This is a genomic window from Zhongshania borealis, assembly GCF_039539625.1.
Lineage (GTDB): Bacteria > Pseudomonadota > Gammaproteobacteria > Pseudomonadales > Spongiibacteraceae > Spongiibacter > Spongiibacter borealis.
In genome coordinates this window covers 52368-67972 of the sequence record NZ_BAABDM010000012.1, presented here as the reverse complement: position 1 = coordinate 67972, position 15605 = coordinate 52368, and the positions used below count along the sequence as shown (strand labels likewise).

The window sequence follows — 15605 nt, the reverse complement described above, 5'->3', positions numbered from 1 at the left end:
GGCTTCATTGTCCATGCAAGGTAAGTGGATGGTGGCTCTATATTGGCGTTTAAATGAAAAAGGCCGCGATGTGCGGCCTTTGGTCAATTCAAGAATATTTTCTCTATTGCTAAAATATTCTCTCAAGTGCGAACTGGGGTGGCCGACCGGCAATTCTCACTAGAGGCGATTCCGCCCCTCCCGTAATACGGGCGTTTGCGGCGACTGTCGCATTAGAGAAAATACTGTTTTAGCGCTTGTGAAAATACTAATATAAAAATCAACAAGTTACGGGCGCGTCGGAAACTGCAAAAATAGCTAATATCAGCCAAAAAATAACTCAGAGTCCAGGCTATATATGCACTCGACTATGTGATTTTCTGCAATTGCTTCACCGTGCTAATTGCAGCAATTCAATCTCCACGCGTCAATATTCACGGTCGATGTGATCTACGTAAATCTAGTCAAACCTTGGTGATTTATTGAATTAGTTGCCTTAGTTCGCGTCGGCTTGTGACCCCTAATTTCTTATAGGCATGGTAGAGGTGTGACGATACCGTGGTCGGAGCCAGTCCAATATCGATGGCCACTTCCTTGTCTGATAACCCGCGGCAAACAGCGTCAACGACTTCGCGCTCGCGTGATGTGAGGCGATCTAGTGGCCCCTCATCCCATATTTCGACCATATACAGGTCGCCAAGTGGGGTTGTCTTTGCTTGCAAATTACCATCGCCTAAGGTGAACGTTCCTTCTTGCACCGCAAAGGGTAATCGGCCGTTTTCGCAGGCTTGAAACTTTTCTTCGAGCTCTTCGGCAAATCCCGCCTGTGCTTCATGTAAAACACCCTCGCCGTCGACAACGGCTGCAAACCGTTCCTGAGTTTCACTTTTAGGGCGTGTTAGGTGCAAAAAGTACACGTGTGAGTATGCATCAACAAGGTGGAAGCTCAATGCCTCATGGGTTGCTTTATCTTCTTCAGAAAAGTCATTGTCACGATCAAACCGGTACAGGCTCAACAGTGTGTATAAGCGTGTACGCATGTCAGCGTGAGCACTGGATAATATTCGCTCGACACCGAAGTTTTGAAAGCATCGATGATAGGTCTTCGATTGGTAGTAGGTTTCATCATCTACGACATCGCAGATTCGGAAGGCTGAACCTAGATTTGCTGAGATAGCGTTATACAGAGGATTTAAATCTGCTGTCTTTTCCAATGAGGACGTAAAGCCATCCTGTAGGCCCAATACTGTGGCGTTGTGGAATTTTCCTTTGCTCATGTTACCGCAGGCAAAAATAGCAGCATCAAACGGGATCAGAGCTCTGAGTTGCTGCAGCGCCCAAGGTTTAAACTGGTCTACCGGTACTTGAGCGCCACCGCGATAAAGACTGCTCACAAAGGCTCGTATTTGTTTATTGTTTTTCATGGTGTGTTCACTCTTATTAGCATTTGAGTATACCGCTGATCAACGCGATATGTTTGGCGAAACTAAGTAAAAATTACGGGGAAACCACGACGATTCGAGAATATAGGGATGGAAATCTCAGTAAAGACTACGGAGTTGCTGCATTCCCCATTGAAGTAACACTTGTTCACATGACAAGCTCATTCGATAAGAAATGAATAAGTCCCAAAAGGATAGGGGCAGAGTGGTCGTCTTGACGGACACCGAATAATTTTAATAAGACTACTAGGGTGGCAAGTACAGTGAATTTATTCAAAATAGGAAAGCAGGCTTCAGTTTTCCCAGTATTAGCGATCATGCTGGGATTGGTGTTGAGTAATCCGGCGAATGCGGCCTGCAGTTTATTATCAGGCCTTACGGGCACCTGCCCTAGTGTGTCTATTTCTGCTGCACCGGACAACGGCCCGGTCGGCGGCAACACCACGCTAACGTGGAGCAGCAGCCGAGCCAGTTCCTGTTCGGCCAGTGGTGATTGGGCAGGAGCGAAAGCGTTGTCAGCCAGTGGCTCAGTTGATATTAGCCGCGTTGGTGCCAACAACTATACGCTGACCTGCGCCAACGGCAGCGACACTACCAGCCAAACGGTGAGTGTAAGCGGGCGCCAACGCACTTCCAGCGATTTGGTCAATGATGTGCTGGCTGCAACGGGGCAAACTCTAGACTCCGGTGAGATGCAGCAAGTAGCCGATGCGACCAGTAGTTTGATTGCTCGATATGCCCCCGGCGTCACCGTCGCCAATGCAACCGTTGATAATGTGAAGGCCGCGGTCCAGCAGGCGCTAAACTCGCCGTTTTTGGATCGTGACACGACGCGCGAACTCGTCCAGCGCGCGATGGCGAATCCATCGTCCTGGCGTGACCTCGACCTGCAATCTGTAGTCGTGACTTTGTTGCATCCCTACGTTAAAGCCGCTGGTTTGTGTACCACAGACTCCAATAATCCCAATGTCGAAGATTGCGCCTTCGTGATGCAGGCGCATGATGCGCAGGATATCAAGGCCGAGATCAAGGGTGCGAACGGTACGGTGTCGAGTGTTCCGGTTGTGCCACCCGGCAGTGATTTGGAATACATACTGTCGATGTCTCCGGAAGAATGTTTTGAATCAATGGATGGCTTGATAGGTGCTCAGGCGAGTGCCTTTGCATCCTTAAATGTTTTTCAATCTTTTGCTCAAGCTGCACTCAACTTCCTCATTCCAGCAGCACACGCTTCGAGCACGGCGATTCCTGATGCAGAGACCTGTGGTCGGATATTCATCGGTCAAGTCTTTCAGTACAAAATCGACTTCGATATCTGGAGCCTCATGCTTCAGGTGAACGCCGAAGTAGATGTCTTTGGCCTGGTGCAGAATCTGGCCTACGCCAGTGACACGCTCACAGCCAATATTCCGATTGCTTTCGATTGCGGCTTTGGTTGCTTAGTTCAGACGCTATTCAATTGCTTCGATTCGTTAACCAGCGGTGATCTTGAAAATCTGGGCATGTGTATGGCCAACTACGCCACCAAGCCCGAGCGGGTTCTGCATGGTGGCAGTAGTTATGGTATGACTACGCAATCACGCACCGAGTGCAATGTTTATCCAGCGCGAAGTGATGAACGTCCATATTTCCAGGATCTTGCGGATAACGGATCGACGCCGCCAGATGGTCAAGGCTTCGTATCAAAAGAAGATTTACGTTTAGGTACTCATAGTCAGCAATCACCTAGCAGTAGCGAAAATGGCAGTGCTGCTGCAGAGTTGAATAGCCTCACGGGTAATAATGCGTACAGCAGCTATGTGAGCTATGTGCCTGCTGGTGCTGGCGCGCCATACCCAGCGGCCACCTACAGCACTAATAGTGGTCATGTTGGTGTAGAAAATCCTACGTGGTGGCATGCCTATAACAATGTAACAGCTTGGAACTTTAATATTGTGCTTGCTGCTGCCAATGCGATGCCTACTCTGGCCGGCATGTCGAGCATGGACTGCCAGTTCAATGCGCTGCAGGTGCATCCGAGTGCGCCAGGCATATTCGTCAATGGTGACCAAGCTCAGTTCTGGCACGGCAGTGCCGCTGCACTGGACGAAATGAACATTGCAGTGGGTTGGGAATCAGCGCATGCACCGTTCCTCTGTGCGGCTGGTGTAGCCACTGCCGTGAACGGTGGTGCGGTTCCTGGAGCTGAAACGGGTAACTTCTATGACGTGGCCGATCTGCAAGATGGCCATTCTCCACCGACTGCCGGCGCCAATGATTTGTGTGTTGCAGGTGCTTGTCTGCCTGAACAAAATAATCTGCAAGGTGGCGGCGCGCTTTTGGCCATTCTCAGCGATACCTTGGGCGACTTGACTGGATTTACTCAGGAAAGTGACAAGTTTCGTGAGTTGGTGGCTGGTGATGGCACCTGCCTGGATGTGCGTGAGCACACGATGCAAAACGGTCAGCAAGTGATTCATTTTCCATGTCACGGCCTTGGTAATCAGGCTTGGAAGTACGATGCGGCAACTAAGCAATTGCGTGCACGCACAAATTCGAATTATTGCTTGGATTCAGCTGACAATAACGGCAATACCTCATTAGGTAATTCCTTGAAGATTTGGTCTTGTTTGGCGCCCGACAATGTATCCATTAAAAATCAACAATGGAACTGGGTTGCAGGCCAGTGGCGAAATGCAAACAATAATAACTGGGCTATTTCGGCGACCGCGACGCCTTACGGCACACAGATTGGCAATGTCGTTTTGCAGCAGTCGAACTTATCCGATAGTAAACAGATGTGGGAATGGGGTCCAAGCTACCCTATCGTTTCGCGTGAACTGCGAACCGCTGATGGGCTGTGCTTAGAGCTGAACAATGAAAGTGTCAGTAACAATTCCGCGCTGATCGCATGGGACTGTAACGGTGGTGCTAGCCAGTCTTGGAGCTATCATGCTGCAAGTAAAATGCTGCGTAATAGCAACCGGCTCTATTGCATGGACAACGGCGGCAACGCCAACGCTGGTGGTGGGATAAATTTATTCACCTGTGACTCTGCGACAGGCCAATATGCCAACAACGTTCGCTGGGATATCTCTAGTGATCAGTTCCTGAGCACGATTAATTCCGGCTTGGCCGTGGCCGCTCCGGCTAATGGACAACGTGGACAGCTGACACATCAAGTCTCAAATCCTGATGCACCCACCCAGCAATGGACCTGGGGTCGTGCTGAGGGCTGGGATTATCGGGAGCTGAAGACTGATGATGGTCGATGTGTAGACGATTATGGCTATGCAGTGGGCACGTACGGTTGTAATAACGGAGATAATCAGGACTTCATTTATGATCCATTAACCAAACGCATCCACGTGAAATCTAACAAATACAAATGCTTGCAGGCGGATAGCCGAGCGCATGGAGCATGGGTTAGAATGGTTGATTGCATGAATTACTCAGGAAATCCTGACAACATCAGTTGGTATGCAGAGGGCAATCAGATTAGAACGGGAGTGGATTTGAATCTGGCACTTACCGCTCCAGCTGGAAGTGGTGAAATAACTTTGCAGCCTGCCAATACTTCCAGTTCTGCTCAAAATTGGCATTGGTCGAATTAGGAATCGTGAGTGTTTCAATGCCTAGATAAGTAAGCCGAATGAACTGATTCAGCTCAGCTTGGCCGAAGCTTGATCAGGCGCCCGTAGCGAATGCTGCGGGCGCTTTTTTATGTTGAAATTCACTGTTTTAGGTGGGGGCGCTGACCTTTGTCAGTGTACTTCTCCGGGCAAAGTATCCCGGATACAGAAACCCGGTAACAGTTACACCAACTATCAACCAGGCTGGAATTAAGATACTGGGAACAATCCAATCTTTTAAACCTAATTGTTAATTTACACTCGTTTTTATAATTGTACTTAGCGGCTTACATATCAATGTTAATCATATGTAGTGTGGTTGGCTAAATGCCCACTTTTTTTAACCCCTTGGCAAAGATACTGCAGCTCGATTGATCTGCCAGGCAACATCGAATGCGAAATCAAGAGTTAATGTTTCCGCTCACTTCTACCTTTGGATTTTTAAACTCCATTTTTATCCATGCAAGTAACAGTTTTATGTAGAAGGGTGGTGTGTGTGATTTCAGACTTGGAATGTCGCTAGGAAGATTCGAGGAGTCATCAAAGTCGGCCACCATTTTATTGAAGGTCGTGTTTGATTTGGCCAATGGTTTAGGTAGATGCTCAACAAGTGCGCACCTTTCATTTCAAAAAATACAGGCGTATTACAACAATATGCAGTTACGAGCACCCTTAACTAACTGATTTTATAAGAAAAAGGCCACTTGTAGTGGCCTTTTTCAGTTGGGTGATAATACTTCGGGATCATCACTAGTGACAAAGTGTCGTTCTCTAGTGAGAATTGCCGGTATGCGGCAGTTCTCACTAGAGGCGATTCCGTACCCCCCGTAATACGGGCGTTTCAGCTATCTGTGTCATTAGTGAAAATCTTGTTTTTTCGCTAGTGAAAATACTCATATAAGAATCAACAAGTTACGTGCGTGTCGCAAACGGTAAAAATAGCTAATATCAGTCAAACAGAAACACCCTGAGTCTAGTTAGGCTCGGGGTTTGTGTGGTATTCGATAGCCTAATCTTCCGCAATTACTTCCCTTTTTGCAAGACATACCAGTCGACCGTGTCGCAGGCTGGGTCAGCTGACAGCTGCCCAGATATTACTCTGGGGTGTTTTTGATGCTATTACGTAGCTTGAGGCTAGTGTTCAGTTGCTATGCTGCCGCTAGACCTTTGAGTCGCGCTATAATTCTTAACTCCTCAACATATGCTCTTCAGCGTTACGTTTATCTTCATATTCAATTTGATGGTCAATATTTTCTATGAAACGTACAGCCCAATTTTTTACCTTGATATTATTGTGATCGATTAAAGTTTGAAGTATTTGCTTATCAGCCTCTAAATATGGGACTAAAGATCCTGACCATGATCTACTTGAAAAATTTGCTGATATTTCACTAAGGAATAGTTCGCTATCAGAAAACTCTACTAATAAGCGAATCATCAATGGATTGACGACACGCTCCTCACCATTTTCGATAAACATCGAAATTGATTGGCCTACGATAAGAAGAGCAACTTCATCTTTACACCAATCAACAATTACCTCAGGATTTAAGATGTCAAAAATACTGCTATCTCTTTTTTTATAAGATTTACCGCTACCTAGTAGGTCAATTAAACGGTACGGTTTAATTGCGTTTCCATCAGTAAACTTTTCAGCGATATTAGGCCAGATATAATTTCCATGTAATTCAAAAGCTTTATAAAAACCATTGCCTAAATAATCCCATAAATCAGAATAATCAACATCATTATCCCCAACTTGATCGACTAGATGAATGCATAGCTTTAATGCAAACTCAGCATCTTCATATTCCAATAGTCTTTCTACTGAGTTTAACCAATTGTAACTGTCCGAATGGCGAGTCTTATCTTCTTTTTTGAAAGAAGCGTTAAGAACTAGGTAGACTAAAGTAGGTCTTAACTTAGTAAAATCAACATCATTACGACCATGTGTATACATGTTCATATTATCAAGTGCCACCCAAATTGCGGTAGCATCAATTTCGCTTAGTGACATACAGAAATGGGCTATTTCTTCTTCGGCTAAATGTTCGGTTGCACGGCCATAAACGAGCGTAGAGGCAGAATAACTAGGGAGTTTTCCTTCGCTTATCAGCTTAATGAAAACATCTAAATGCGAGCTTTCAAAACACCCTGTGCGTATCGCATCAGGATAATATTCAATAAGCTCTTCATCTGAACCTATTAACTCTATTGTTTCTTTCCATCTTATAGGCTCCTTAACATTAAGTCCGAATAATAAGCCAGAAAGGAATTGAGTATTTATACTTTTTTGCTTACGTAAATAGTCAAGTGTCGAGTTTAGTAGCTCTTCAATATTATCTGTTTCTAGCACTAAATGTTTTGCAAATACCCAAGTCTGTTTCTGCTCAGGAAAGGTCATTAAGAGTTCAAAATGTTGATATAAATCAGAAAGCCTGTTCCTAAGGTCTTTTGCCAGTTGCTTCGCATCCTCTGCTGACATATCAATATAGTGACCATTGTTGTCTTTCACATGTTCTCTAGATGGGTTTAATACGACTAATTTCAGCTGTTCTTCGATGCTATCTTCATCAGGGGATAATAACTTCTCCCAAGACTTCAATAGCTCGATCTGATCCTGATTCATTCCTTTGGCATCATAGTGTAAAGCATGGGTTATTGATTGTGCTGCGGAAGGCCAGTATTTCCCTGTAAGCTTTATTACTTCCTTTACAAAAAAGTCCAATTTCTCTGGCAGTTTAAATCGGATTAACCCTCTAATTTCATGACCAAATGCATCTTTAACTTGTTCAACCAAGTACCCTCTTTTAATAATCTTAAGTAATATGTCTAGTAAAGACTGCCAGTAATCATAAACTTCCTGATAAGTTTTCGGACTCCAGTCTGTAAGCTCAGGTTTAGTACCTTGAAACTCTGCTCCAATGGTTCTTGTACCGCCATGCGTATTAATTGCGGTTTTAACCGCATTAATAATCACAAAGTCTGCGCTTTCAATATTTAGGGCTAAAGCTTTATCTAAAATAGCAAGTCTTTCACCGAAATCAGCTTCCGTGCCAGATAATTGCCAACGAAATAACTGCGAGAATTGTCCTAGAGCATTATTACTAAAATTTTCACTTTCAAATTGAGCTAATTTAAATAAACACCATGTTGCCTTATCAAAGTAAGATTTATGATAAACAAGCATTTCAAGTGACCAAACAAAGTTTCTTCTCACATCACTATCAATATTACTAATTTCATCGTCAGATAATCTTGATAAAATTCGATTTAAAAGATCACTTGTTACTTTAGGGTTCACTTCTACCAATGCGCGAAAAAGTCTTGAACCCTGTTTAGAAAGTAACAATTCCGCTTGGCCGAAAGGGCTTCCGCCCTCACAAAATTTTTCTACAAAATTTTGAACATTCATAGATGAATCTAAGAATGTTATTTGCTTACAAAAGCTCTCTACCATTGATTCTGGAAGTTTGCTAATTAAGTTGCTTTGGCTATCAAATAGACTGCCATCCCACCATTCCATTGCTAAGTTTAACGCTAGAGGTTTAGGTACAACTCTTGCAAAGCGTCCAGTAGTATTTATAAGTTCTTTTTGGCTGAAATTTGTAATTACACGCTCAAAATCTAGCTGACTGCTTTCAGCTATCTCGTTAATAAAGTTAGCTTCTAAATTTTCCTTTTCGTTATAATCCCGTTCACACTTTATATAATCAAACAATGATATAACTTTAATAATTTCTCTATGTTTTTCTGAAAGACGGCCATCACCATTGATAAGCTTTTCAACAAGATCATGCTCGGTGAAGTTGGTATCAAAATTACCACTTGCCCTAATTTGTTTAATCAACATATCAGCAAGCAATGGAAAGCCCTCGATAAAATTTACTAATCGATTAATTTCAAGCTCTTTTAGAGCTGGTAAATTTTGTGTTAACAATTCTGTTATTTTATCTTGTTCAAGCCTATCAAGCTTTATGTGAAGGCAATCATTTACAGAATTATGATAGAAATTTAAAGTAATCACTTTAAGTTTTTTTTGATTGTGTGTTATTTGACTTATCTTTTTATGTAAATCAATGCTGCAAGTTTCAACAATAACTAACCCCCCGACATTATCTGTAATGGCTAGCCCTATGCTACTTAGTATTTCTTTATCGTCGTCAGCACCGTCATAAATTAGAATATCCTCTTCAGATAAACTATTTGTTAACGTTAAAAATTCGATAATTAAGCGGGATTTACCTAAGCCAGATAGGCCAGTGAGGCGAATTAAAGGTGCATCACTATCTAAACCTTTTTGTAAGGCTTTTAAGTTGTTTTCTGTTTTTTTATCTTGTACGTAGTTTAAATCATGATGGCGATCTAATTTGAACCATTCTTTATAAGTAGAGGATTGTTTATTTTTATATTTAGTAAGCGATTTTTTTCTGTTAATAAAGTCTCTAAGTAAATTGAAAGAAAGATCATTTTCATCTTTTGGTTTAACTATGTTTTTGTGGCCTGCATCAATATTGGTTTCAACATCATGATATCTGAATATACTTTTTGCACTATTTGAGGTGACAATTGCGTCTTTCCCGCCAATAACAGACATGATTTCTAATCTGGAATCTAAATTAGTATATGACCACTGGTCATTTAACTGTTCTACGAAATTTCCATCTTTATTTAATGCTTTTAATTTATTGCATCTTAAAGGCAAGTTAGAGAGTAAGCTGGCAAAGCCAGTACCGTCATGCGGTACGGCAAAAAAAGCGATTTTAGTAATATTATGTTTGACTTTTTTAAGCTCAAGATTTAATAATAACTGCCTAATCACTAATCCACCTAAACTGTGCCCAACTAAAATCAAGTCATCATCGAAACAATTATTAACTTTAATTTCAGATAAAAGCCCTTCAGCTAGTTGATGAATGCTGGTACTGTTACCAAAAAGTGGAAAGTAGAAGCTATCAAATCCGTATAAAGAAACCTTACAGTCAATTGTATTTTTTAATAGCTCTGGAAATTTACCCCATGTCCTTTTGCCACCGTAAAAACCATGTACAAATACTAACTTCTGACTCATAAATATCCTTATAACTCAATCTGGCCTGATATTAATTTAGGCAAAGGGTGATCCTCGCAAATAAGGTATCACCATTGATAAATTTGGCACCGCTGTTAACTGTTTTTTTCGATAATATCACCAATCACCATTGAACCTTGAAATAAACCACTCATGTGTTGATTTGCATTTAAAACTGAGTCAGGATTTACATCTAAAATTGACCCACCCTGATAGCCAGATGATGGCCTATATTTTACTTCTTTGCTGCGTTCAATTCCTCCTGCTGTGTTGTTGAGTGTTTTATCTTAAGCTATTATTTCCTGTTTCGATAATGTGGCAATGATGAGTCAGTCGATCCAATAAGGCAGTTGTCATCTTCTCATCGCCAAACACCGCTGACCATTCTGCGAAGCAGAGGTTTGTCGTAATGATGATACTCGTGCGTTCGTATCGCTTACTGATTAAGTGGAACAACAGTGCGCCACCTGCCTGTCTGAAGGGTAAGTCACCTAGCTCATTTAGGATGACGAGGTCGGTATGGATCAACCTGTTGGCAAGTCGTCCTTGCTGCCCCCGCAGTTTCTCCAGTTCAAGGGCATCAACCTGTTTAATGGTAGATAGGAAGCGAACTCGCTGACGCCATCCTAAAATTGCGGAGTTGAGACTAAAAAATCTGTAGTTAGTGTTTTCGACCGTCTGTTTATTAATTGTAGCCCTTCGTTCGATAGCTAAGCGTTAGTCACAGGCGCATCAAATAACAAGTTCCTGATGCCGGTCACTTGAAGAACGCCTCTTTTTATTGCCTTTGCTATACAGGCGAGTTTATCAACAGATAGCTGCACTGCCTTTCCAATTTGTGGGGTTTTCTGGGTCAGGTTAACTGGACGGAGCTTGATTAACTAATTGAAAAGTATAATAAAGAAAGCCGCAATGTGCGGCCTTTGGTGAATTTAGGAGTTTTTTTCTACTGCTAAAATATTCTCCCTAGCGAAAACTGGGCCAAATCTCAGATGATGGTCGTTGGGAAAGCTTGTAACACACTGATATTAAATGAAAAAGGCCGCTAATTAGCGGCCTTCGGGATCATCACTAGTGACAAAATGTCGTTCTCTAGTGAGAATTGCCGTGATGATTTACATCACCAAGTAAGCGCCCCACCAGTCTGATACTCAATTACACGAGTCTCAAAGAAGTTCTTCTCTTTGCGCAAGTCCATGATTTCGCTCATCCATGGGAATGGGTTTTGCGCGCCGGGGAATTGTTCTTTTAAGCCGAGCTGGCTTAGACGACGGTTGGCGATGAATTGGAGGTATTCTTCCATCATGCCGGAGTTCATGCCGAGTACGCCGCGGGGCATTGAGTCTTTGGCGTATTCGATTTCGAGCTGCATGCCTTCCACGATCATTTGGGTCACTTCGCCTTGGAATTTTTCGTTCCAGAGGTGTGGGTTTTCCAGTTTGATCTGGTTGATCATGTCGATGCCGAAGTTCAGGTGCATAGACTCGTCGCGGAGTATGTACTGGAACTGTTCGGCGATGCCGGTCATTTTGTTGCGGCGGCCCATAGACAGTATCTGGGTGAAGCCACAGTAGAAGAAGATGCCTTCGGTGACGGCGTAGAAGCCAATCAGGTTGCGGAGCAGTTCCTGGTCAGTTTCTGGGGTGCCGGTGTGGAAGTTAGGGTCGCCCAGTGCTTGGGTGTGTTGCAGGCTCCACGCCGCTTTTTTAGCGATGGAGGGCAGTTCGCGATACATGTTGAAGACTTCGGCTTCGTCCATGCCCAGCGACTCTACGCAGTACTGGTAGGCGTGGGTATGAATCGCTTCTTCAAAAGCTTGGCGCAGTAAGTACTGGCGGCACTCTGGGTTGGTGATGTGACGGTATACCGCCAGTACCAAGTTGTTGGCAACCAAGGAGTCGGCCGTTGAGAAGTAACCCAGTGAGCGCATGATGATGCGGCGCTCGTCGTCGGTCAGACCCTCTGGATTTTTCCACATGGCGATATCGGCGGTCATGTTTACTTCTTGGGGCATCCAGTGGTTGGCACAGCCGTCGAGGTATTTCTGCCACGCCCAGTCGTACTTAAAGGGTACGAGCTGGTTAAGATCGAGATGGCAGTTGATGATGCGTTTGTCTTCTACCCGCAAACGGGCCGCGCCCATTTCCAGTTCTTCTAAGCCTGCGGCAACGTCGAGGCTTTCGAGTGCGGCGTTGGCTTTGTCGAGTACGGCTTGGTCGACAACGGCTGGGCTGTCTTCGCTATTCATGGTGCTCAGAGCTGCAGATACCACGGGTTCAGCGACGGGGGCGGTTTGGGTTTTGGCAACTGGCGCTTTGGCAGGTGCTTCTTCTTTATCGAACTCATCCCAACTTAACATTTTATAACCTCAATTCCTTTATATGTGTTTTACGTCAGACGCCTGACGTCGGAGGCCAGACGAAGGGGCTCCTAAGAGCCCCGCCGCTTTACTGGCAGGCTTCGCAGTCTGGATCATCCAGTGAGCAGGCCAGCGGTACGGGTGCCGCTTGCGCCTGCGGTGCAGCGGCAGATGCGGTAGCTGCCGCTTTAGGTGCCGCTGACTGTGACGAAACCTTGTTCATTGAGCCTTGAGAAACGGTGGATTTCTCGGTGGAGCTGGCGGCCAATGCGCGGAGGTAATAAGTGGTTTTGAGGCCACGGTACCATGCCATGCGGTAGGTGATGTCCAGTTTTTTGCCGTTGGCGCCAGCTATATACAGGTTCAGAGACTGGGCTTGGTCTAGCCATTTTTGACGGCGGCTAGCGGCGTCTACCAACCAGCGCGGCTCTACTTCAAACGCGGTGGCGTATAGGGCTTTTAGGTCGTCTGGGATACGGTCGATTTTGCTTACCGAGCCTTCGTAGTACTTAAGATCGTTAACCATGACCGCGTCCCACAAACCGCGCGCTTTCAGGTCTTTTACCAGGTAGGGGTTCACTACAGTGAACTCGCCAGACAGGTTCGATTTAACGTATAGGTTTTGGTAAGTCGGTTCGATCGACTGCGACACGCCAGTGATGTTAGCAATGGTGGCGGTTGGTGCAATGGCCATCACGTTTGAGTTACGCATGCCTTGGGTTTTAACAACTTCGCGCAGGCTGGCCCAGTCTAGTGTTTGGCTGCGGTCTACTTCGATGTAGTCTGCGCCGCGCTCTTGCACAAGGATCTCTACTGAGTCGATGGGCAGAATGCCACGGCTCCACAGTGAACCTTCGTAGCTCTGGTAGCTGCCACGCTCGGCGGCCAAATCGCTAGAGGCTTTAATGGCGTAGTAGCTGATTGCTTCCATTGAACGATCGGCAAACTCTACTGCCTCGTCAGAGGAGTAGGGCAGGTGCTGTTTGTAAAGCGCGTCTTGGAAACCCATCAAGCCCAGGCCAACAGGACGGTGCTTGAAGTTAGAGTTTTTAGCCTGTGGCACGCTGTAGTAGTTGATGTCGATAACGTTATCGAGCATGCGTACGGCGGTCTTGACCGTTTTTTCTACTTTAGCGAGGTCTAGGCCGTTGTCGCCGATGTGCTGGGCAAGGTTGACCGAGCCAAGGTTACATACTGCGATTTCATCTTTGCTGGTGTTCAGGGTGATTTCTGTACACAGGTTAGACGAGTGAACGACGCCAATGTGCTGCTGTGGGCTACGCAGGTTACATGGGTCTTTAAAGGTGATCCATGGGTGGCCTGTTTCAAACAACATAGACAGAATCTTGCGCCACAAGTCAGCCGCTTTAACGCGCTTGTAGAGTTTGATCTCGCCTTTGCGGGTTAGCTCTTCGTAGTGCTCAAAACGCTCTTCGAAAGCCTTGCCGTAGAGGTCGTGCAGATCCGGTACATTGTTGGGCGAGAACAAGGTCCAGTCGCCGTCTTGGAATACCCGCTTCATAAACAAGTCAGGAATCCAGTTAGCTGTGTTCATGTCGTGGGTACGGCGGCGGTCATCACCGGTGTTTTTACGGAGCTCGAGGAATTCTTCGATGTCGATGTGCCAGCTTTCTAAATAAGCACATACCGCGCCTTTGCGCTTGCCGCCTTGGTTTACCGCAACGGCCGTGTCGTTAACCACTTTTAGGAAGGGAACAACACCTTGTGATTTGCCGTTAGTGCCTTTGATGTAAGCGCCGAGGCCGCGAACCGGGGTCCAGTCGTTGCCTAAGCCGCCAGCAAATTTAGACAACATGGCGTTGTCTTGAATGGCGCCATAAATGCCGTGCAGGTCGTCGGGCACAGTCGTCAGATAGCAAGATGACAGCTGTGGACGCAGGGTGCCGGCATTGAACAAGGTTGGCGTTGAGCTCATGTAATCAAAGGAGCTAAGCAGGTCGTAGAACTCAATGGCGCGGGCATTGCGGTCTTCTTCGTTCATTGCCAAACCCATGGCAACACGCATAAAGAAGATCTGTGGCAATTCAATGCGTACTTCGTCGCTGTGAATAAAATAGCGGTCGTACAACGTTTGCAGGCCAAGGTAATGGAACTGCATGTCGCGCTCAGGCTTGATGGCTTCGCCGAGGGCGGCAACGTCGTATTCGCTTTCTAGGCGTGGGTCTAGCAGCTCCAGCTCTGCGCCTTTGCGCAGGTAAATAGGCAGGGCTTGCGGGTAGTAAATACTCATGTCGTGCTGAGTTGCGCTCTGGGCAACCCCTAAAAAGTTCAGGGCTTCGGCGCGAAGTTTGTCGAGCAGCAGGCGGGCAGTAACCAAACTGTAGTTGTGCTCTTTCTCGACCATGGCGCGGGCGGTGATGACCAGCGAGGTGTTGACCTCGTCTTGGGGAACGCCGTTGTATAAGCTTTTAAGAGCTTCGTCTTGCACGTCTTGGGCAGAGACGTCGCTCAGGCCTTCGCAGGCTTCTTGTACGATAAATTCTAAGCGGCCTAAGTCCAGCGGCGATTCAGTGCCGTCGGCGTTTTTAACACGAATGCTGGGGTGCACTTTTTCGCCAAGCGGTGCTAGCTGGCTGCGCTCATCGGCGCGGGCGGCGCGATACAGTACATAGCCACGGGCTATTTTATGTTCGCCACTGCGCATCAGGGCCAGTTCGACTTGGTCCTGAATTTCTTCAATATGAATTGTGCCGCCAGAGGGCATGCGACGCTTGAAGGTAGCGCTGACTTGTTCGGTTAGTTTGGCAACGGTCTCGTGAATGCGGGTAGACGCGGCAGCGTTGCCACCTTCTACCGCTAAAAAGGCCTTGGTGATTGCCACGCTGATTTTGTCGTCGGTATAGCTCACAACGGAACCATTGCGTTTTATAACACGCAGTTGGCCTGGTGCAGTGGCTTTGAGTTCGGCGTCGCTAGCGTGCTGCGGTGGAGCGCCAGTGGCGCTAGTGCTGGTATCTTGTTGGGTTTGCATGATGTCTCTGGCCCTTGCTTGATGTCGTAGAACTGCTCTGCGTCAGTCTTGTATTTACCTCGTGAATTCCCGGTGCGGGAAGCGAGGGCTTGCGTAATACCCAAATAACACGGCTGCGGGAGTTATCCCGAAAGTGTGAATAGTTGTTATA

General features: G+C 45.8%; 5 protein-coding genes and 1 pseudogene. 1 reads left to right on the top strand and 5 read right to left on the bottom strand.

The features are described 5' to 3' along the window. Positions 1 to 458: 458 nt before the first annotated feature. Entirely contained in the window at positions 459 to 1403 is a 945-nt protein-coding gene (locus ABD836_RS18240; protein ID WP_344938746.1) for a helix-turn-helix domain-containing protein, read from the bottom strand. Positions 1404 to 1684: 281 nt separating this feature from the next. Here ABD836_RS18240 and ABD836_RS18235 point away from each other — a divergent pair, with 281 nt between their 5' ends. Then, positions 1685 to 5014, top strand: coding sequence for a ricin-type beta-trefoil lectin domain protein (locus ABD836_RS18235; RefSeq protein ID WP_344938745.1), 3330 nt, complete (start codon positions 1685 to 1687; stop codon positions 5012 to 5014). Positions 5015 to 6218: 1204 nt separating this feature from the next. Here ABD836_RS18235 and ABD836_RS18230 read toward each other — a convergent pair. The 4 genes and pseudogenes from ABD836_RS18230 to ABD836_RS18215 form a co-directional block, all read right to left on the bottom strand. Continuing rightward, positions 6219 to 10103 (bottom strand): esterase/lipase family protein, encoded by a 3885-nt coding sequence (locus ABD836_RS18230; protein WP_344938743.1) that lies wholly within the window; start codon positions 10101 to 10103, stop codon positions 6219 to 6221. A gap of 235 nt (positions 10104 to 10338) precedes the next feature. Next, a pseudogene (locus ABD836_RS18225) lies at positions 10339 to 10721 on the bottom strand (ATP-binding protein); the annotation flags it as partial. Positions 10722 to 11223: 502 nt separating this feature from the next. Then, entirely contained in the window at positions 11224 to 12462 is a 1239-nt protein-coding gene (locus ABD836_RS18220) for a ribonucleotide-diphosphate reductase subunit beta (RefSeq protein WP_344938741.1), read from the bottom strand. Between the two features lie 88 nt (positions 12463 to 12550). Then, entirely contained in the window at positions 12551 to 15454 is a 2904-nt protein-coding gene (locus ABD836_RS18215; protein ID WP_344938740.1) for a ribonucleoside-diphosphate reductase subunit alpha, read from the bottom strand. Positions 15455 to 15605 lie beyond the last annotated feature (151 nt).

Bases quoted from the DNA above. Each gene is read 5' to 3' on its own strand.
- ABD836_RS18230 (WP_344938743.1), bottom strand. From the start codon at position 10,103: ATGAGTCAGAAGTTAGTATTTGTACATGGTTTTTACGGTGGCAAAAGG.
- ABD836_RS18220 (WP_344938741.1), bottom strand. From the start codon at position 12,462: ATGTTAAGTTGGGATGAGTTCGATAAAGAAGAAGCACCTGCCAAAGCG.
- ABD836_RS18215 (WP_344938740.1), bottom strand. From the start codon at position 15,454: ATGCAAACCCAACAAGATACCAGCACTAGCGCCACTGGCGCTCCACCG.
- ABD836_RS18240 (WP_344938746.1), bottom strand. From the start codon at position 1,403: ATGAAAAACAATAAACAAATACGAGCCTTTGTGAGCAGTCTTTATCGC.